General features: G+C 73.8%; 17 protein-coding genes. 3 read left to right on the top strand and 14 right to left on the bottom strand.

Features of this window, described 5'->3' with window-relative positions:
* Nucleotides 1–6 precede the first annotated feature (6 nt).
* On the bottom strand, nt 7–501 hold the full coding sequence (locus QWJ41_RS02550) for a GNAT family N-acetyltransferase (protein ID WP_302705596.1): 495 nt from the start codon (nt 499–501) through the stop codon (nt 7–9).
* Nucleotides 482–919: a zinc-ribbon domain-containing protein gene (locus tag QWJ41_RS02545; RefSeq protein ID WP_302705595.1), complete on the bottom strand. Its 438-nt coding sequence runs from the start codon at nt 917–919 to the stop codon at nt 482–484. Before QWJ41_RS02545 ends, QWJ41_RS02550 begins: the two co-directional genes overlap by 20 nt.
* A gap of 65 nt (nt 920–984) precedes the next feature.
* Here QWJ41_RS02545 and serC point away from each other — a divergent pair, with 65 nt between their 5' ends.
* On the top strand, nt 985–2,124 hold the full coding sequence (serC, locus tag QWJ41_RS02540) for a phosphoserine transaminase (RefSeq protein WP_439117299.1): 1,140 nt from the start codon (nt 985–987) through the stop codon (nt 2,122–2,124).
* Nucleotides 2,125–2,152: 28 nt separating this feature from the next.
* Here serC and QWJ41_RS02535 read toward each other — a convergent pair whose 3' ends face one another.
* Together QWJ41_RS02535 and QWJ41_RS02530 are read right to left on the bottom strand one after the other, a co-directional pair.
* A complete protein-coding gene (locus QWJ41_RS02535) occupies nt 2,153–2,482 on the bottom strand; it encodes a DUF202 domain-containing protein (RefSeq protein ID WP_302705593.1) in 330 nt (109 codons plus the stop codon).
* Nucleotides 2,479–2,838, bottom strand: a complete 360-nt coding sequence (locus QWJ41_RS02530) for a YidH family protein (protein ID WP_302705592.1) — start codon at nt 2,836–2,838, stop codon at nt 2,479–2,481. Before QWJ41_RS02530 ends, QWJ41_RS02535 begins: the two co-directional genes overlap by 4 nt.
* Before the next feature lie 56 nt (nt 2,839–2,894).
* On the opposite strand from QWJ41_RS02530, the gene QWJ41_RS02525 reads away from it, so the two are divergent.
* The gene (locus tag QWJ41_RS02525) at nt 2,895–3,824 is read left to right on the top strand and encodes a formylglycine-generating enzyme family protein (RefSeq protein ID WP_500684571.1); all 930 of its coding nucleotides are present in this window, start codon (nt 2,895–2,897) and stop codon (nt 3,822–3,824) included.
* Here the strand turns inward: QWJ41_RS02525 and QWJ41_RS02520 are convergent.
* From QWJ41_RS02520 to QWJ41_RS02495, 6 genes are all read right to left on the bottom strand, one after another.
* Nucleotides 3,808–4,299 carry a macro domain-containing protein gene (locus QWJ41_RS02520; protein ID WP_302705591.1) on the bottom strand — a complete coding sequence of 164 codons (492 nt, stop codon included), beginning with the start codon at nt 4,297–4,299 and terminating at the stop codon, nt 3,808–3,810. The genes QWJ41_RS02525 and QWJ41_RS02520 overlap by 17 nt on opposite strands.
* A gap of 8 nt (nt 4,300–4,307) precedes the next feature.
* The gene (locus tag QWJ41_RS02515; protein ID WP_302705590.1) at nt 4,308–5,312 is read right to left on the bottom strand and encodes a DNA topoisomerase IB; all 1,005 of its coding nucleotides are present in this window, start codon (nt 5,310–5,312) and stop codon (nt 4,308–4,310) included.
* Between the two features lie 61 nt (nt 5,313–5,373).
* Nucleotides 5,374–6,393, bottom strand: coding sequence for an NHL repeat-containing protein (locus QWJ41_RS02510; protein WP_302705589.1), 1,020 nt, complete (start codon nt 6,391–6,393; stop codon nt 5,374–5,376).
* Complete coding sequence (locus tag QWJ41_RS02505) at nt 6,386–7,648, bottom strand: class I SAM-dependent methyltransferase (protein ID WP_302705588.1); 1,263 nt, start codon at nt 7,646–7,648, stop codon at nt 6,386–6,388. The genes QWJ41_RS02510 and QWJ41_RS02505 overlap by 8 nt, the downstream gene beginning before the upstream one ends.
* 99 nt (nt 7,649–7,747) lie before the next feature.
* Nucleotides 7,748–10,606, bottom strand: a complete 2,859-nt coding sequence (locus QWJ41_RS02500; protein ID WP_302705587.1) for an FAD-binding and (Fe-S)-binding domain-containing protein — start codon at nt 10,604–10,606, stop codon at nt 7,748–7,750.
* A gap of 65 nt (nt 10,607–10,671) precedes the next feature.
* Complete coding sequence (locus tag QWJ41_RS02495) at nt 10,672–11,940, bottom strand: hydroxyacid-oxoacid transhydrogenase (protein ID WP_302705586.1); 1,269 nt, start codon at nt 11,938–11,940, stop codon at nt 10,672–10,674.
* Between the two features lie 151 nt (nt 11,941–12,091).
* Between QWJ41_RS02495 and QWJ41_RS02490 the strand changes: the two genes are divergently transcribed.
* Nucleotides 12,092–12,295 carry a hypothetical protein gene (locus tag QWJ41_RS02490; RefSeq protein WP_302705585.1) on the top strand — a complete coding sequence of 68 codons (204 nt, stop codon included), beginning with the start codon at nt 12,092–12,094 and terminating at the stop codon, nt 12,293–12,295.
* Here the strand turns inward: QWJ41_RS02490 and QWJ41_RS02485 are convergent.
* The 4 genes from QWJ41_RS02485 to QWJ41_RS02470 all read right to left on the bottom strand — a co-directional run bounded on the left by QWJ41_RS02485 (nt 12,292) and on the right by QWJ41_RS02470 (nt 18,602).
* On the bottom strand, nt 12,292–13,143 hold the full coding sequence (locus tag QWJ41_RS02485) for a lysophospholipid acyltransferase family protein (RefSeq protein WP_302705584.1): 852 nt from the start codon (nt 13,141–13,143) through the stop codon (nt 12,292–12,294). The two genes, QWJ41_RS02490 and QWJ41_RS02485, sit on opposite strands and share 4 nt — an antisense overlap.
* On the bottom strand, nt 13,086–14,354 hold the full coding sequence (locus tag QWJ41_RS02480) for a geranylgeranyl reductase family protein (RefSeq protein ID WP_302705583.1): 1,269 nt from the start codon (nt 14,352–14,354) through the stop codon (nt 13,086–13,088). Before QWJ41_RS02480 ends, QWJ41_RS02485 begins: the two co-directional genes overlap by 58 nt.
* 48 nt (nt 14,355–14,402) lie before the next feature.
* A complete protein-coding gene (locus tag QWJ41_RS02475; protein ID WP_302705582.1) occupies nt 14,403–14,606 on the bottom strand; it encodes a hypothetical protein in 204 nt (67 codons plus the stop codon).
* 111 nt (nt 14,607–14,717) lie between these two features.
* Nucleotides 14,718–18,602 carry a DNA-directed RNA polymerase subunit beta' gene (locus QWJ41_RS02470; RefSeq protein WP_302705581.1) on the bottom strand — a complete coding sequence of 1,295 codons (3,885 nt, stop codon included), beginning with the start codon at nt 18,600–18,602 and terminating at the stop codon, nt 14,718–14,720.
* Nucleotides 18,603–18,799 lie beyond the last annotated feature (197 nt).

The raw sequence follows: 18,799 nt of genomic DNA, 5'->3' as shown, positions 1-18,799 counted from the left end.
GACGCGTCAGAGCCGCTTGCCGAAGCACCGTGAGAGCGGCGCGTCCTTGTAGTAGCCGAAGCCGGGCACCGGCTCGTAGCCCGAGGACGTGTAGAGCGCGATCGCCTCCGGCTGCATGGTGCCGGTCTCCAGCACCACGGCCCGGGCGCCGCTCTCGGCGGCGCTGCGCTCGAGGTGGGCGAGGATCCGCCGCGCGAGCCCGCGCCGCTGCGCGGGCGGGGCGACGTACATGCGCTTGACCTCGACGGTGACCAGGCCGGGGTAGGTGCCCACGTCGCTGCGCCGCCACGCCCCGGTCGCCACCGGCTCGCCGTCGAGCCGGCCGACGTAGAAGCTGCCGGTGGGCGGCTCGAACATCGCGGGGTCGAGCGGCGTCTCGTCGGGTCCGCCGTAGCGCTCGGTGTAGAACGCCTGGACCTCCGTGACCAGCCGGATCACGTCGGGGTGGGCGAAGCCGACCCGCTCCAGCTCGAAGATGCCCTCAGGCGAGGGACGAACCACACCCGTCACAGAACCTCGCGTCCTCGTCGTTGCGCACCCCGCACGAGCGGCAGTACGGGCCGTTCGCGGCCGTGCCGCGCTGCTGGTCGTCGACCGTGCGACCGACTCCCATGATGCCCTCCCCGTCGGAGAGGTAGGCCGCCGACTGCTTGAGCGTGGGCATCGTCTCGCCCGCGACGTAGCGCGACTGCGCGCCGATGGTGCTCGCGTTCAGCATCCCGAGCCCGACCACGGCCACGGGCATGCCGCCGAGGAAGGCCGCGATGGCCAGCCCCGGTGGCGAGTCGAAGCCGTCGTGGCCGAAGACGGTGGTGATGCCCCAGGCGAAGACCGCGCCACCGCCCACGAGCAGCAGCAGACCGACCAGGCGCAGCCCGAGCCGGGTCCGCGCGGTCTCGGGCAGTTCGTTGCTGGTCATGGCTGCTCCCTGTCGGGCCCCGGCTGCCACCACCCGTTGTGGGCCCAGCCCGGCCACCGGCGACAATAGGTGCTGTGAGCGACCCCGTGGTGGACCTGCGCATCCCCGACGACCTGCTGCCCCGCGACGGCCGCTTCGGCTCCGGGCCCTCGAAGGTGCCGGCAGCCCACCTCGACGCGCTCGCCGCGACCGGCGCGACGCTGATGGGCACCTCGCACCGGCAGGCGCCGGTGCGCTCGCTGGTGGGCCGGGTCGTCGAGGGCGTGCGCGACCTGCTCGACGTGCCCGACGACCACGAGGTGGTGCTCGGCAACGGCGGCTCGACCGCCTTCTGGGACGTCGCCACCCACGGGCTCGTCGAGCGGCGCAGCCAGCACCTGACCTACGGCGAGTTCACCTCGAAGTTCGCCACCGCGGTCGCCGGCGCCCCCTGGCTCGAGGCGCCGTCGGTGCGCAGCGCCCCCGCGGGCTCGCTTGCCGAGCCGCTCGCCGAGGCTGGCGTCGACGCCTACGCGTGGGCGCACAACGAGACCTCCACGGGCGTGATGGCGCCGGTCGTGCGGCCCGAGGGGGCCGACCCCGACGCCCTGGTGCTGGTCGATGCGACGTCGGGGGCCGGCGGGCTGCCCGTCGACCTGCGAGCCACCGACGTCTACTACTTCGCTCCCCAGAAGGGCCTGGCCTCCGACGGCGGGCTGTGGGTCGCCGTCATGTCGCCGGCCGCGATCGAGCGGGCCTGGCGGATCGCGGCCTCCGGGCGCTACGTGCCGGCCTTCCTCGACCTGCCGACCGCGATCGACAACTCGCGCAAGCAGCAGACCTACAACACCCCGGCCGTGGCCACCCTCTTCCTGCTCGCCGAGCAGCTCGACCGGCTCAACGGCCTGGGCGGGCTCCCCGCGGCCGTCGAGCGCACCACCCGATCGTCGAGGCACCTCTACGCCTGGGCGGAGCAGCGTGCCTGGGCCAGCCCGTTCGTCACCGACCCGGCCCACCGCTCGCTGGTGGTCGGCACCGTCGACCTCGACGACGCGGTGCCCGGCGCCACCGTCCGCTCGGTGCTGCGCGCCAACGGCGTCGTCGACGTCGAGCCCTACCGCAGCCTGGGCCGCAACCAGCTGCGCGTGGGCATGTTCCCCGCGGTCGACCCCGACGACGTCGTCGCGCTCACCCGCTGCGTCGACTGGGTCGTCGAGCGCCTCTAGGCCCCGGTCAGCCCAGGTCAGCCCCGGGTCAGCCCAGCAGCAGCGCGGCGAGCTCGGTGAGCGCCAGCAGCACGACGGTGCCGGTCAGCAGCAGCGTCGCCCTGCCGCCGCGCCCGGGGCCGGGCCTCGGCTCGCCGTGGCGTGCGCGGTAGCGCGCCAGCCCCTCCAGCGCCACCCACCCGCCCAGCACGGCACCGGCGGCGGCCAGCAGCACCACGCCCAGACCGACCCGGCCGATGGTCAGACGAGCCACCACCAGCGCCGCCACCACGACGGAGAGGGCGGTGCGCTGCCAGGCCAGGGCGGTGCGCTCGTTGGCCAGCCCGGGTGGCTCCGGCCGCCCGGCGACCGGGCTCACAGCACCAGGACCAGCACGCCGGCGGCCACCACGACCGCGCCCGCCAGCGCCGCTGCGGCACCGCCCGACGGCAGCGGGATCCCGCGGCGCATCGCCCGCTCCGAGCGCGCCCAGCGCACCCACGCCAGCACCGCGCAGGCGAGGCCGGCGACGACGAGCACGCTCGCCAGCGCGCGCTGCAGCGCGGGCGACGCATCGAGGTCGATCACGTCGACCGCCACCCCGGCGGCCACCAGCGCCAGCGCGGTGCGGATCCAGGCCAGGAAGGTGCGCTCGTTGGCGAAGCTGAACCGCGGGTCGGGCTCGTCGCCCTCGTCGTAGACCCACCGCGGCCAGCGGTCCTCTGCCTGCCCCACGTGTCCTCCTCCGCCACGGCCCGGGCCACTGCGGCCCCGGTAGATTGTGACCCGTCATGTCGTCCTGCTGCAGCCCCGGCCGGCCCGGAGGTCCCACCGGGACCGCCGGTCCCCCGCCGCCCGCGACTCCCACGCCACCCGGCGCCGAGACCTCGTCCGTGCTGATGGCGCTCGTCGACCTGCCCGGCGGCACCTTCGCGATGGGCAGCGAGGACCCCGAGGCCAACCCCCTCGACCTCGAGGGCCCGGTGCGCCCCGTCGAGGTGGCGCCGTTCGCGATCGGGCGCACCAGCGTCACCAACGACGAGTACGCCGCCTTCGTCGACGCCACCGGCTGGGTCACCGAGTCAGAACGGCTGGGCTGGTCGTTCGTCTTCGCGGGGTTCCTGCCCGGTCCGCTGCGCAAGGTCTCACCGCGGGTGCCGGGCACCCCGTGGTGGTGCGGCGTCGACGGCGCGACCTGGCGCTCCCCCGAGGGGCCCGGCAGCGACCTGGCCGGGCGCGGTGACCACCCCGTCGTGCACGTGTCCTTCCACGACGCGGCGGCGTACGCCGCGTGGGCCGGCGCGCGCCTACCCACCGAGGCCGAGTGGGAGTACGCCGCCCGCGGCGGGCTGGAGCGGGCGCGCTACCCCTGGGGTGACGAGCTGACACCCGGCGGCGAGCACCGCTGCAACATCTGGCAGGGCACCTTCCCGACCCGCAACACCGCCGACGACGGCTACCGCGGCACCTCCCCGGTGACCGCGTTCGCGCCCAACGGCCACGGGCTGCACGACATGGCCGGCAACGTGTGGGAGTGGGTCGACGAGGTCTGGGACCGCCCGGGCGCCCCGGGGCAGCGGGTCATGCGCGGCGGCTCCTACCTGTGCCACGCGTCGTACTGCGACCGCTACCGGGTGGGCGCGCGGACCTCGAACACCCCCGACAGCGCCAGCGGCAACCAGGGCTTCCGGATCGCCGCGAGCCCTAGAGGGCCGCGCTGACCACGTCGTAGGCCGCCTGCCCGAACGCCACGAAGCGGGCCTCCTCGAGCCCGGAGTCGGCGGTGCGCAGCACCTCGAGCGCGGCCGTCACCGAGTCGGAGGCCGACCATCCGTAGACGCCCGCACCGACCAGGGGCAGCGCCAGGCTGCGGGCGCCCAGCTCGTCGGCCACCTCCAGCGCCCGGGCGTAGCACGAGACCAGCAGCCGGCGGTCCGTCTCGCCCGCGGTGCGGTCGGGCCCGACCACGTGCACCACCCAGCGCGCGGGCAGCTCGCCCGCCGTCGTCCAGCCGGCGTCGCCGGTGGCCAGGCCCTGCGGGAAGCGGCGCCGGCAGTCCTCGAGCACCGCAGGACCGCCAGCGGCGTGGATCGCGCCGTCGACCCCTCCCCCGCCTCGCATCCGGCGGTTGGCGGCGTTGACGACCGCGTCGACGGCCTGGGTGGTGATGTCGTCGCGCACGACGGTGATCTGCATGCTGTTCCTCAGGAGTCGCGGATCAGCCGCAGGGTCGCGCGCTCGAGCGCGGCCTGCCGCTGGTCGGGGGTGTCGTGGTGGCGGCGGGTGGTGCCTGCGATGGTGCGGCCCTGCTCGTAGGCCTCGACGACGCGCGGGTCGACGTAGGAGGAGCGGGCCAGGGTGGGGGTGTTGCCCAGGAAGCCGGAGACCTCCTTCATCGCCCCGGCCACCGCCCGCTTGCGCGAGGCCGCCGACTCGCCGTGCTCGCTGGTCTCGGCGAGGGCCGCGGCGGCCAGCACCGTCGCGTGCCAGGTGCGGAAGTCCTTGGCGGTCGCCTCGAGCCCGGTCGAGGCGCGCACGTACTCGTTGACCAGGTCGGGCAGGACGCTGCGCCACGACTGGCCCTGCTTGTAGGACAGCAGCCGCAGGTCGCCGCCGCGGCGTCGGCGCATCACCTCGAGCGCCTCGATGACCGTGGCGTCGTCGATCTCGATGCGGTGGTCGACCCCCGACTTGCCGGTGAAGGTGAAGACCAGCCGGTCCTGGCGCCGGCGCACGTGGCGGCGCTCGAGCGTGGTCAGGCCGAAGGAGCCGTTCTCGTCGGCGTAGACGTCGTTGCCGATGCGAAAGTAGCCCAGGTCGAGCAGCCGCACGGCCGCCGCACAGGCGCGCTCCAGCGGCATCCCCTGCGTGCCCAGGTCCTTGAGCACCAGCTCGCGCGCCCGGGTCAGCCCCTTGCCGAACTCCAGCATCCGGTCGAACTTCTCGGCGTCGCGCTTCTCGCGCCACGCCGGGTGGTAGAGGTACTGGCGCCGACCGGCGTCGTCGGTGCCGACGGCCTGCAGGTGTCCGTTGTCGTGCGGGGTGATCCACACGTCCTTCCACGCCGGCGGGATGACGAGGTCGCGGACCCGTTGCGCGTCCTCGTCGGGCAGGCGCTCACCGCCCGCGTCGAGGTAGACGAACCCGCGCCCGGCACGCCGCCGGGTCCAGCCCGGCTGGTCGGGAGAGGTCCTGCGCAGCCGCACCATGGGCCAGAAGGTAGCCAGCGGGAGGGCCGCGCCGTACCACCCGCACGTGTGACGGCCCGCGTCAGCGGCGGCGTACGGCGCGGGCGAGCAGCAGCGTGGCCAGCACCACGGCGGTCAGCGCACCCAGCAGCCAGGCCAGCGGGACCGTGCGCAGGCTCTCGTCCTGGGCCCGGTCGACCGGCTCGGCCTCCGGCTGCTCCGGCTGCCCCGGCGGCGCTGCCGCGGCGGACGGCTCGGGCGAGGGCTCGGGCGCCACCGCCCGTGCCACGTCGTCGGGCAGCGCCACCTCGAGCACGTCGGTGAACTGGCCCTCGGTGCTCACCAGCACCCGTCCGTCGTCGGTCACGGCGATGCCCTCGCCCTGCTGCTGGTCGGGCAGCTCGAGGTCGCCGACCTCGGCCAGGGAGGGCCACGCGTAGACCACGGCGTCGGCGTAGCCACGGACCACGAGGTGGCGCCCGTCGGGCCAGAACGCGCCGTCGGTGGCGATCGGCAGCACCCCGCCGACCTCGCGCAGCTCGTTAGGCGCGGCGGGGTCGAGCCGTGCCGGCGCCTCGTAGAGGGCGCCGCCGAAGAAGCTCTTGGAGGCCACGTAGAGCCGCCCGGTGCGCGGGTGGCTCAGCAGCGTCTCGGCGTCGCGGGCGCCACCCGGGTAGACCAGCTCGTACGTCGCACCCGCGGCGTCGGTGCGGGCGTCGATCGCACCGCGCCCCACGGGCACCCGGGCCACGCTGACCGAGTCGCGCGAGCCCGGGTTGTCGCCGATGTCGCCGACCCAGACCTGCCCGGGGCCGGCCGGGGCCAGGGCCTCGACGTCGGTGGGCTCGTCGGCCCACGTGGTGACCCCGACGGTGCGCCCCTCGGGACCGACGGCGAAGACCCGGCCGCTGTCGCCGGAGTCGTTGGTGGTCAGGAGCAGCCCGTCGGCGGCCACCAGCCCGCTCGACTCCAGGATCTCGGGGTCGGCGAAGGTGAGCACGACCTCGGCGTCGTCGCCGCCGGCGGCGTGCGCGGCCAGCCCCACGGCGAAGGGGGCGGCCAGGGCGAGGGCCACCAGGGGGCCCCGCAGCCGGTCAGGCACCCGCATCCTGCTGGTCCCGCCGCTGGTCCCGCTGCTGCTCGTCGAGGAGCACGGCGAGCCTCGGCGTGAGGCCCCAGGTGGCGACCAGGTCGTCGTACTCCGTGCGCAGCGTGCCGCCGCGCACCGGCGAGCCGGTGCGGGTGGCGCGCAGCAGCGTGTTGCGCGGGGTGTGCTGGCTCTCCACGAACTGCACCACGTCGACCTTGTAGCCGGCCAGGCGCATCAGCGAGGCGCGCAGCGCGTCGGTGAGGGTGTCGGCGAAGCGCTCGCGCAGGATGCCGTGGCGGGTCAGCGCGGCGTACGGCGACGGCGTGGGCGCGCGGCGCAGCTGGGCGGCGACGTCGTGGTGGCAGCAGGGCGCCGCGAGCACGACGGGCGCGCCCCAGGCCACGGCGCGGGCCAGCGCCTCGTCGGTGGCGGTGTCGCAGGCGTGCAGCGCCAGCACCACCTCGGGGGCGGGGTCGACCTGCGCGTCGGCGATGGTGCCGACCACGAAGCTGGCATCGGCACCGAGGCGGCCGGCCACGGCGCTGTTGTGCTCGCGCGACTGCTCCTTGACGTCGACGCCAGTGATCGCCACCGGCAGCGAGCGCACGTGGGAGAGGTAGCGGTGCGCGGCGAAGGTCAGGTAGGCGTTGCCGCAGCCCAGGTCGACCACGCGCAGCGGCTCGGCCTCGGTGGGCCGGCGCAGGTGGCCCTTCTCGACGGCCTCGACGACCGTGGTGTCGAGCAGGCGCAGGAACTCCTCGACCTGGCGGTACTTCGCCTGGCGGCTCGGCTTGAGCCGGCCCTGGGCATCGGTGAGGCCGAGCTCGCGGAAGAGCGGGTCGTCCTCGGGCAGCAGCCGCTCCTTGCCGCGGTCGTGCCCGCGGCTGGCCTCGAGCGCCTCCTTGCGGTCGCTGGTGTGCACCAGCGCCTCGCCCTTCTTGGTCACCCGCAGCTGGTGGCTCTGCGTGGTGGTCTCGACGTGCCAGTTGCCGAACGGCTCGTCGAGCAGCGCGTCGACGGCGTCCCGGGCGGGGCTGGGCTGTCTCGGTTCGCCGACGGCGTGGTTGGCGGTGTGCGCCTGCTGCTCGTCGTACGACGTGACCTGCAGGTGACGACCGGCCTTGAGGTCTACGTAGCGCAGCTCGACGCGGCGCCACTGCGGCGCACCGCTCCTCTGTCGCCCGGAGGCGACCGCGCGCACGAGCGCGTCGGGGTCGAGCAGGTGGCTGCGCATCCGGGCCAGGCCGCGGAGCAGGGGCTCGCTCATGGTGCTCCTCAGACCAGCGAGGCGATGACGACGATCAGCAGCAGCGCCCCGAGGGCCACGGGGATGACGAGGCGTCGCTGGCGGGGGTTCACGGGCACATCACCGCCCCAGCCTAGAAGCCCACAGCTCGGCCAGGTGCATCGTGGGCACGCCCGCGAGGTCGTCGAGCTGCACCCGGCACGACATGCCGTCGGCGAGCACCACCGCGTCGGGCTGCGAGCGCACCGCCGGGAGCAGGTGCGTCTCGGCGACCGCGACCGAGACGTCGTAGTGGCCCTTCTCCATGCCGAAGTTGCCGGCCAGCCCGCAGCAGCCGGCGACCCGCGTGACGGTGGCGCCGGCGCGCTCGAGCAGCGCCTGGTCGGCATCCCAGCCGAGCACGGCGTGCTGGTGGCAGTGCGGCTGGGCCACGACCTGCACCCCCGCCAGGTCGGGCAGGGGCAGGTCGAGGCGGGTGGCGAGCTCGGCGAAGGTCAGCACGCCCTCGGCGACCTGCTGGGCGCGCGGGTCGTCGCTGAGCTCGACGAGGTCGCTGCGCAGCGTCGCCAGGCACGACGGCTCGAGGCCCACGACCGGGGTGCCGGTGGCGACGTACGCCGCCAGGGTCGCCGCGGTGCGCGCCGCGATCGCCCGGGCCTTGGTGAGCTGGCCGGTGGTGATCCAGGTCAGCCCGCAGCAGGCGGTCTCGTCGATGACGCGCACCCGCAGCCCGGCGGCTTCGAGCACCTCGATCGCGGCGTGGCCCGAGCCCGGCAGGAAGTGGTCGGTGAAGGAGTCGGCCCAGACCCACACGTCGGGGGCCTCGTCGGGCCGGGTGTCGCGCAGCCGGGCGGTGCTGGCGCCGCGGCGCAGCGTGCGCGGGGCGAAGTCGGGGATGGAGCGGCGCTGGTCGATGCCACCGGTGGCCTTGGCCAGGCGCGCCAGCGGCCGCACCCGCAGGCTGCGGTTGACGACCGGCGCGAGCGGGGCGGCCAGGCGCGCCCACATCGGCAGCCGGCCCAGGGTCAGGTGGCTGCGCGGGCGGCGCTCGGTGGCGCCCTCGCCGTCGTGGCGCTGGTGCAGCGCCTCGGCCTTGTAGCTGGCCATGTCGACGCCGGTGGGGCAGTCGGAGGCGCAGCCCTTGCAGGCCAGGCACAGGTCGAGCGCCTCGGCCACCGCCGGGTCGCCCAGGCCCTGCACGAGCTCGCCGTCGAGGGCCTCCTGCAGCACCCGGGCGCGGCCACGGGTGGAGTCCTTCTCGTTGCGGGTGGCCTGCCACGACGGGCACATCACGCCGCTGGTCGCGGTGTGCGGGGCCACGCACTTGCCCACGCCGGTGCAGCGGTGCACGGCCGTGCCCAGCGAGCCCTCGTCGTGCAGCAGCCGCAGCACCGTGCGCGGCTCGTGGCGCGGGCGGGCCGGGCGCAGGTGCGCGTCGAACGGGTCCGGGTCGACCAGCACCCCGGGGTTGAGCAGGTCGTCGGGGTCGCACGCCGCCTTCGCCGCGCCGAAGAGCCGCAGCGACTTCTCGTCGTACATCACCGACAGCAGCTCGGAGCGGGCCCGGCCGTCGCCGTGCTCGCCCGAGAGCGAGCCGCCGTGCTCGCGCAGCTTGTGGGCGCAGGCGGTCAGGAACTCGCGGAAGCGACGGCGCCCGGCGTCGGGGTCGCTGTCGCGGTCGGTGAAGTCGAAGTCGATGCGCACGTGCACGCAGCCGTCACCGAAGTGCCCGTAGGGCACGCCCTGCAGCTGGTGGCCCTCGAGCAGCTCGTCGAAGTCGCGCAGCCAGGCCCCGAGGCGCTCGGGCGGCACCGCGGCGTCCTCCCAGCCCGAGAGCGCCTGGCGCTCGAGCGAGCGGGCGGCCAGGCCGGCGCCGTCCTCGCGGATCCGCCACAGCGCGGCGGACTCGCGGGCGTCGGTGACCAGGCGGTGCTCGAGCGGCTCGGCGGCCGCCAGCACGGGCGCGACCAGGCCGGGGTCGGTGAGCTCGACGAAGAGCCAGCCGCCGCCGCGCGGCAGGTCGGGCACGCTGCTGCCGCGCCCCCGCACCAGGTCGACGATGCGGGCGTCGAGGCCCTCGCAGGCCACCAGTGGCGACCCGCTCGGGCTGCCGTGGGAGTCGGGTCCGCCGGGTGTGCGCGCCGCGGTCAAGATGGCCGGCACCGCGTCGGCGGCCTCGACCATCGAGGGGTAGCCCAGCACCAGCATCTGGCGCACCGGCTCGTCGGGCACCAGGCGCACGGTCGCGCCCAGCACGACGCCGAGGGTGCCCTCGGAGCCGGCGAGGAAGCGCTCGAGGCGCCGGCCGTTCTCGGGCAGCAGGTGCTCGTAGGAGTAGCCGCTGACCTGCCGGGTGAAGCGCCCGAACTCGGTGCGCACGTGGGCCAGCGAGGCGTCGGTGATCGCGGCCAGCGCGTCGCCGGCCGCCGACGGCCCGCCGCCGGTCCACACCTCGCCGGTGCCGAAGGCGACGTCGAGGCCCACCACGTTGTCGGCGGTGCGGCCGTAGCCGAGCGCGCGCGAGCCGCAGGCGTTGTTGCCGATCATCCCGCCGATGGTGCAGCGCGGGTGCGTCGAGGGGTCGGGCCCGAAGCGCAGCCCCTGGGCCAGGGCGGCGCGCTGCAGGGTGGCGTGCACGGTGCCCGGCTCGACCACGGCCGTGCCGGCCTCGGCGTCGATGGCCAGCACCCGGTTGAGGTAGCGGGAGGTGTCGACCACGATGCCGGGCCCGACGGCGTTGCCGGCGATCGAGGTGCCGGCGCCGCGCATCGTCAGCGGCACCCCGGTGGCCCGCGAGGCGTCGAGGGTGGCGAGCAGCTCGTCGCGGTGCCGCGGTCGTACGACGACGCGGGGCGGCACCCGGTAGAGCGAGGCGTCGGTGGAGTAGAGCGCCCGCGCCAGCGTCGAGTCGTCGACGTCGGCCACGCCCCGGCGGCGAAGCTCGGCGACGACGTCGGTGCTGCTCAGCGTCTGGCTCACGCGCCCATTGTCGCGGAGGACCGGTGAGCCCCGGCGCCCGGTCTCACCAGTGGCTCACCAGTGGCTCACCAGTGCTGCATCGAGCTGCGGAAGATCGCGGCGAGGTCCTCGGCGTGCACCTCGCGGGGGGCGGTGGCCAGCAGCCGCTGCTGCTTGAGCGCCCCGTCGACCAGGTCGTCGACGTCGGCCTCGCCGTAGCCGACCTCGGCGAGCCCGTTGGGGATGCCGATGTCGCGCATCAGGGTGGCCAGCACGTCGGGCAGCACGTCGGGGCCGGTGGCCGAGGAGCCCAGCGTCGGGTCGAGCAGCCGGGCCGCGGCGAGGTGCCGCTCCGGGGAGGCCGAGTAGGTGAAGCGGAACGCCTCGGGTGCGGTCAGCGTGACCGCCATCCCGTGCGGCACCATCGCCTCGTCCTGCGGGTAGCCCTCGGGCCGGTAGTCGCGCACCCGGCCGGCGACGGGATAGGCGTTGGCGTGCGGGATGTGCACGCCGGCGTTGCCGAAGCCCAGGCCTGCGAAGGTGGCGGCCAGCGCCATCTGCTCGCGCGCCACGACGTCGCTGCCGTCGGCGACCGCGGCGCGGAACGACGTCGCCAGCAGCGACATCGCCTTCTCCGACCACAGGTCGGCGATCGGGTTGGCGCCGCAGTAGGGCACCCGCTGCTCGGGGGTCTTGGCGTCGAAGTCGGCGAACCACTTCGCGGTCCAGCTCTCCAGGGCGTGGCACAGGATGTCCATGCCCGCCGCTGCGGTCACCATCGTCGGCTGGCCCATGGTCAGGGCCGGGTCGACCACCGCCATCGTCGGACGCAGCGCCGGGTGGCTGATGCCGGTCTTGACGTGCAGCGACAGCACGTCGAGCACGCAGATGGTGGTGCTCTCCGAGCCGGTGCCGGTGGTGGTCGGCACCGCCACCAGCGGCAGCAGCCGGTTGACCGGCGCCTGCGCCTTCCCGACCGGCGCGTTGATGTAGTCCATCAGCTCGCCGGGGTTGGTGGTGAGCAGGTTGACCGCCTTCGCGGTGTCGATGGCCGAGCCGCCGCCGACGGCCAGGATCGCGTCGAAGGGTCCGGCGTCGCGCGCGAAGGCGATCGCGTGCGCCATCGACTCGTCGGTGGGCTCGACGTGCACGCCGTCGTACGTCGTCACCTCGAGGCCGCGGGCGGTGACCTGCTCGGCGATGCGTGCGGGCGCCCCGGTCGCGGCCACGCCCGGGTCGGTGACCAGGAGCACCCGGCGGGCTCCGTGGCCCAGCAGGTCGTGGCCGATCTCGGCGGAGGCGCCGGTGCCGAACTTCAGCGCGGGGGCGGCGTAGGTGAAGACGGTCTCAGTCATGAGCCACACCCTAGGCAACACCACGTGGTGGGGCTCACAGCCCTGCGTCGCCCGTCGTGCGATCCGTGGTGCGGGTGTTGCCGAACCTTTCACGGCGCCCGCCCAGACTGGCGCCGAGGCTCAGGGGGAGCCGTCGCAGCAGGGGGGAACCATGTCGGTGCAACAGACCCACGGTGCGCGCTCGGTCCGGGCGCGCGAGCGCGCGACGACCGTCGCGCTGCACCTGGTGGAGGACCAGACGCCGGACGGCGCCGGCGAGCCGGCGTGCTCGCACGGACGACGGCCGCTGGGCTGGTTGTTCCACCAGGGCCCCGGCGGCCGGCTCGACACCGACGGGTCGGACGAGCGCCGCTAGGCGATCGGCCGGACCGGGCCCCAGGTCGGCCGCACCGCCGAGCGCGGGACCTCGTCCAGGGCCCGGGCCTGCTCCCGCGTCGGCGCGGTCCCACCCAGGTGCCGGGGGTACCAGCGGGCCTGCTCGCCCGGCCGCGGCCGGTGCTCGGGCAGGCGCTGCAGCTCCTCGAGCAGCCCGGTCAGCCGCTCCCCCAGCTCGGTCGTGGTCGCGGCCAGGTCGGCGTCGGGGGCGACCGGCAGCGGCGGGCCGAAGCGGACGTCGATGGTCCGGCCCCGGGTCAGCGCGGGGCGTGGCGAGACCTCCCCGACCTCACGACGCAGCGGCCAGAGCCGCTGGGTGCCCCACACCGCCACCGGCACGACCGGCAGGCCGAGCTCCCGGGCCAGCGCGGCCACGCCGGGCATCAGCGCGCGCACGGTGTAGGAGTGCGAGACGCCGGCCTCGGGGAAGGCGCACACCGCCTCGCCCTCGCGCAGCAGCGCCCGGGCGCCCAGGTAGGCCGCCGCGGGTGCGCGGCGGTCGACGGGGACGTGGCGCATCGCGGTCATCGCGCGTGCCACCACCGGCGGGTCCCAGACGTCGTGGCGGGCCAGGAAGCGCACGTGCCGCCCCCGCGCCAGGCCGGCCTGGCCGACGAAGAGGAAGTCGGGGTAGGCGACGTGGTTGCTGGCCAGCAGCACCGGTCCGCGCTCGGGGAGGTGCTCCTCCCCCGACCACCGGCTGGTCACCTGCAGGGCGCGCAGCGCCAGCCGGCCCAGGCCGACGGTCGCGCCGTAGGCGCGCTCGCCGCTCAGGAGAACGGAGGACGGGCGTCGAGGGCCAGCGAACGGCGGCCGGCCCAGCGCCACACGCGGGCGGCACGGTCGCGGTCCTCGTCGGTGACCAGGTTGCCCATCCAGCGCAGCGCCAGCGTCATCAGCCAGTCCGAGCGCATCCCGGCCGGGCCGAGCGCGGGCAGCAGCCGGGGCACCGTGACCAGCCCCGCGAGCCGCCGGGCCACCGAGAACGCCTCGCCGTAGTGCGCCGAGAGCAGCGCCGGCCACTCGGTCGCCAGCCGGTCGCGGTCGGGGGCCAGGTCGGCCATCAGCTCCGCGACCATCCGGCCGGTCTCGAGGCCGTAGTCGATGCCCTCGCCGTTGAGCGGGTTCACGCAGCCCGCGGCGTCGCCGATCAGCGCCCAGTTGGGGCCGGCCACGCCGGAGACCGCGCCACCCATCGGCAGCAGCGCCGAGGTCGGGGCCCGCAGCTCGCCCGAGAGCCCGAACCCCTCGCGACGCTGGTCGGCGTAGAACTGCATCAGCGGCTTGACCGCGATGTTGGCGGGTCGCTTGGCGGTGGCCAGCGTGCCCACGCCCAGGTTCACCTCGCCGTCACCGAGAGGGAAGATCCAGCCGTAGCCGGAGAGGATCTCCCCGTCCTCGCCGCGCAGCTCGAGGTGCGAGCTGATCCACGGGTCGTCGGACTCGGTGGAGGCGACGTAGGAGCGCCCGGCGACGCCGTAGACGGTGTCACGGTGCCACTCGCGGCCCAGCACCTTGCCCAGCGGCGAGCGCACCCCGTCGGCGACCACGAGGCGGCGGCAGCCGATCTCGAAGCGCTCCACGTCGTCGCGCCCGCCCGGCCCGCGACGCTCCACGACGACGGCCCGCACCCGGTCGCCCTCGCGCACGACGTCGACGGCACGCACTCCGTCGAGCGCCTGGGCGCCCTCCTTGATCGCGGTGGTGCGCAGGTGGTCGTCGAGCTCGGTGCGCGGCACGGCGCTGCCCCATGAGGGCAGGGTGCCACCGGGCCAGGGCAGCAGCAGCGTCTGGCCGAAGCCGTGGGCCCGCAGGCCCTGGTTGACCGTGTGCGCGCGCAGCCAGTCCTCCAGGCCCAGGCGCGAAAGCTCGTGCACCGCACGCGGGGTCAGCCCGTCGCCGCAGGTCTTGTCGCGGGGGAAGACGGCCGCGTCGAGCAGCAGCACGTCGAGGCCGGCGCGTGCGGCCCAGGCGGCGGCCGCCGACCCGGCCGGTCCGGCGCCGACGACGAGGACGTCGGTCTGGGTCGGGAGGCTCACGCACCGATCCTCCCAGGTGGGCCCGCACCCCCCAAGTCCGGCCGTGCGCTAGGAGTCCTGCTCCTCCAGGGGCGGGTAGAGCCGCCCGGTCGACGCGTGCTCCTCCCGGTCGGTGAACATGCCCTTCTCGGGGTCGAAGTCGCGCCCGGTGTTGTCGACCTCGGCCCCCTCGGGCCGGTTCTCCTCGGCCAGGCGCTCGGCGCGCTCGCACTCGACCTGCTCGACGTCGGCCTCGCTGGGCTGCTGGTCCATGACGTGTCCCTCCCGGTAAGTGGCCTCCACGGCACCACGGGACGGCACAGGGCCCCTCCCCCGGACGGGGGAGGGGCCCTGGCTACGTGCTGCGTCGTGCTGGGCGAGCGGTCAGCTCTGGTACGACCCGAAGTCGAAGTCGTCCAGGGCCACGGCCTGGCCGCCGGCGTTGCCGCCGAACTCGTAGTCGTAGGAGTCGTAACCGGTCACGGAGTACGCCGCGGCGCGGGCCTCCTCGGTCGGCTCCACCCGGATGCTGCGGTACCGCTCGAGGCCGGTACCCGCCGGGATCAGCTTTCCGATGATCACGTTCTCCTTCAGGCCGCGCAGCGAGTCGCTGCGCCCGTGGATCGCCGCGTCGGTGAGCACTCGGGTGGTCTCCTGGAAGGAGGCCGCCGAGAGCCACGACTCGGTCGCCAGCGAGGCCTTGGTGATGCCCATGAGCACCGGACGGCCCGAGGCCGGCTTGCCGCCCTCGGAGACCACGCGCCGGTTCTCGGTCTCGAAGATCACGCGGTCCACGAGGTCGGAGGGCAGCAGGTTGGTGTCGCCCGACTCGATCACGGTCACGCGCCGCAGCATCTGGCGCACGATGATCTCGATGTGCTTGTCGTGGATCGACACGCCCTGCGAGCGGTAGACCTGCTGGACCTCGTCGACGAGGTGCTCCTGCGCCCGACGCACACCCAGGATCCGCAGGACGTCCTGCGGGTCGGGGGTGCCCGAGGTCAGGTGGTGGCCGACCTCGACGTGCTGGCCGTCCTCGACGTTGAGTCGCGAGCGCTTCGAGACCGGGTACTCCTGGACCTCCGAACCGTCGTCGGGGGTGACCAGGACCTTGCGGGCCTTGTCGGTGTCCTCGATCTCGATCCGGCCGGCCGCCTCGACGATCGGCGTGCGGCCCTTGGGCGAGCGGGCCTCGAAGAGCTCGACCACGCGGGGCAGACCCTGCGTGATGTCGTCCGCGGAGGCCACACCACCGGTGTGGAAGGTACGCATCGTCAGCTGCGTGCCGGGCTCACCGATCGACTGGGCGGCGATGATGCCGACCGCCTCACCGATGTCGACGAGCTTGCCGGTGGCCAGCGAGCGGCCGTAGCACTTGGCGCAGGTACCGGTCTTGGCGTCGCAGGTCAGCACGGAGCGGACCTTGACCTCCTCGATGCCGGCAGCCACGAGCTCGTCGATCTTGACGTCGCCGAGGTCCTCGCCGGCGGCGGCGAGGGTCTCGCCGGACTCCGGGTGGGTGACCTCGGTGGCGGCCGCACGGGCGTACGCCGCGGTCTCGGCGTTCTCCGCCTTGACCACGGTGCCGTCCTCGCGACGGTCACCGATCCGCTTGGGCAGGCCGCGCTCGGTGCCGCAGTCGTCCTCGCGGATGATCACGTCCTGCGAGACGTCGACAAGACGACGGGTCAGGTAGCCCGAGTCGGCGGTACGCAGCGCGGTGTCGGCCAGACCCTTGCGAGCACCGTGGGTGGAGATGAAGTACTCCAGGACCGAGAGGCCCTCACGGAAGTTCGCCTTGATCGGGCGCGGGATGATCTCGCCCTTCGGGTTGGCCACCAGGCCACGCATGGCGCCGACCTGACGGATCTGGTTCATGTTTCCGGACGCACCCGAGGCGACCATCATGTGGATGGGGTTGGCGTGGTCGAACGCCTCCTCCATCGCGTCGCCGACCTTGCGGCTGGCGTCGGTCCAGATCTCGACGAGCTCCTGGCGGCGCTCGTCGTCGGTCATCAGACCGCGCTCGAAGTCCTTCTGGACCTTCGCGGCCTGCTTCTCGTACGGCGCCAGGATCTCCAGCTTGTCGGCCGGGGTCGTGACGTCGTCGATCGAGACGGTGACGCCCGAGAAGGTCGCCCAGCGGAAGCCGGCGTCCTTGAGGGCGTCGAGCGAGGCGGCGACCTCGACCTTGGTGTAGCGCTCCGCGAGGTCGTTGACGATCGCGCCGAGCTGCTTCTTGCCGACCTCGTAGTTCACGAACGGGTAGTCGGCCGGGAGCGTCTCGTTGAAGAGCGCGCGACCCAGGGTGGTCTCGACCGTGGTCGTGGTCGCGGCCGGGACCGGCTGCTCCGCGAGGTCGGGGTCCACCATCGGCACCACGTCGTCGAGGCGGATCTTCACCTTCGACTGCAGGGTGATCTCCTGGCGGTCGAAGGCCATGATCGCCTCGGACACGCTGGAGAACGCCCGGCCCTCGCCGGGCTCGCCCACGCGGTCGGTGGTCAGCCAGAACAGGCCGATGATCATGTCCTGCGAGGGCATGGTCACCGGACGGCCGTCCGAGGGCTTGAGGATGTTGTTCGTCGACAGCATCAGGATCCGCGCCTCGGCCTGGGCCTCGGCCGACAGCGGCAGGTGCACCGCCATCTGGTCACCGTCGAAGTCGGCGTTGAACGCGCCGCAGACGAGCGGGTGGATCTGGATGGCCTTGCCCTCGATCAGCTGCGGCTCGAAGGCCTGGATGCCCAGGCGGTGCAGCGTGGGTGCACGGTTCAGCAGCACCGGGTGCTCGGTGATGACCTCCTCGAGCACGTCCCACACGACCGGACGCGCGCGCTCGACCATCCGCTTGGCGGACTTGATGTTCTGCGCGTGCGAGAGGTCGACCAGACGCTTCATCACGAAGGGCTTGAAGAGCTCGAGCGCCATCTGCTTGGGCAGACCGCACTGGTGCAGCTTGAGCTGCGGACCCGACACGATGACCGAACGACCCGAGTAGTCCACGCGCTTGCCCAGCAGGTTCTGGCGGAAGCGACCCTGCTTGCCCTTGAGCATGTCGGACAGCGACTTCAGCGGACGGTTGCCCGGCCCGGTCACCGGACGCCCACGGCGGCCGTTGTCGAACAGCGAGTCGACGGCCTCCTGGAGCATCCGCTTCTCGTTGTTGACGATGATCTCGGGCGCGCCGAGGTCGAGCAGGCGCTTGAGCCGGTTGTTCCGGTTGATCACGCGGCGGTACAGGTCGTTGAGGTCGGAGGTCGCGAAGCGACCACCGTCGAGCTGCACCATCGGACGCAGGTCCGGCGGGATGACCGGGACGGCGTCGAGGACCATGCCGCGCGGCTCGTTGCCGGTCTTACGGAAGGCGTCGACGACCTTGAGCCGCTTGAGGGCACGGACCTTCTTCTGGCCCTTGCCGTTGGCGATGGTGTCGCGCAGCGACTCCACCTCGGCCGGGATGTCGAAGTCCTGCAGGCGCTTCTGGATCGCCGCAGCACCCATGTGGCCCTCGAAGTACTTGCCGAACCACGCCTTCATCTCGCGGTAGAGCATCTCGTCGCCCATCAGGTCCTGGACCTTGAGGGACTTGAAGGTGTTCCACACCTCGTCGAGGCGGTCGATCTCGCGCTGCGCGCGGTCGCGCAGCTGCTTCATCTCCCGCTCCGCACCGTCACGCACCTTGCGGCGCGCGTCGGCCTTGGCGCCCTCGGCCTCGAGGGCTGCGAGGTCCTCCTCCAGCTTGCGGGTGCGGTCCTCCAGCGACTGGTCGCGACGCTTCTCGAGGCGCTCGCGCTCGAGACCGACCTTGCCCTCCAGCGAGGACAGGTCGCGGTGGCGGGCGTCCTCGTCGACCGAGGTGATCATGTAGGCCGCGAAGTAGATGACCTTCTCGAGGTCCTTCGGGGCCAGGTCGAGCAGGTAGCCCAGCCGGCTGGGCACGCCCTTGAAGTACCAGATGTGCGTGACCGGCGCGGCGAGCTCGATGTGGCCCATCCGCTCGCGGCGCACCTTGGAACGGGTCACCTCGACGCCGCAGCGCTCGCAGATGATGCCCTTGAAGCGCACGCGCTTGTACTTGCCGCAGTAGCACTCCCAGTCCCGGGTGGGACCGAAGATCTTCTCGCAGAAGAGACCGTCGCGCTCGGGCTTGAGCGTGCGGTAGTTGATGGTTTCCGGCTTCTTGACCTCGCCGTGGCTCCAGGTGCGGATGTCGTCCGCGGTGGCCAGGCCGATCTGAAGCTGGTCGAAGAAGTTAACGTCGAGCACCTTGGCTGCAACCCTTCATTGGTTCTTGAAAAAAGTCAGACGTGGGGGGCGGGAGGGGTGGGGGGGGCGGCCGGGGGCCCCCCCCCCCCCCCCCCCCCACGCCGAGACCCCGCGAGCTGCCCACCACGGTGACCACGCGGCGTACGCCATGGGGTCACCGGGTTTCGGCGACGCTCGAGCCTTCGGCCCTCGCTGCT

This window comes from Nocardioides cremeus (assembly GCF_030518195.1).
Classification (GTDB): Bacteria; Actinomycetota; Actinomycetes; order Propionibacteriales; family Nocardioidaceae; genus Nocardioides; species Nocardioides cremeus.
The sequence above is the reverse complement of the archived record's forward strand: the minus strand, read 5'-3'. Positions and strand labels throughout refer to the sequence as shown.

Bases quoted from the DNA above. Each gene is read 5' to 3' on its own strand.
- QWJ41_RS02490 (WP_302705585.1), top strand. From the start codon at position 12,092: ATGTCGGTGCAACAGACCCACGGTGCGCGCTCGGTCCGGGCGCGCGAG.
- QWJ41_RS02505 (WP_302705588.1), bottom strand. From the start codon at position 7,648: ATGAGCGAGCCCCTGCTCCGCGGCCTGGCCCGGATGCGCAGCCACCTG.
- QWJ41_RS02545 (WP_302705595.1), bottom strand. From the start codon at position 919: ATGACCAGCAACGAACTGCCCGAGACCGCGCGGACCCGGCTCGGGCTG.
- QWJ41_RS02495 (WP_302705586.1), bottom strand. From the start codon at position 11,940: ATGACTGAGACCGTCTTCACCTACGCCGCCCCCGCGCTGAAGTTCGGC.
- QWJ41_RS02520 (WP_302705591.1), bottom strand. From the start codon at position 4,299: ATGCAGATCACCGTCGTGCGCGACGACATCACCACCCAGGCCGTCGAC.
- QWJ41_RS02525 (WP_500684571.1), top strand. From the start codon at position 2,895: ATGTCGTCCTGCTGCAGCCCCGGCCGGCCCGGAGGTCCCACCGGGACC.
- QWJ41_RS02475 (WP_302705582.1), bottom strand. From the start codon at position 14,606: ATGGACCAGCAGCCCAGCGAGGCCGACGTCGAGCAGGTCGAGTGCGAG.
- QWJ41_RS02515 (WP_302705590.1), bottom strand. From the start codon at position 5,312: ATGGTGCGGCTGCGCAGGACCTCTCCCGACCAGCCGGGCTGGACCCGG.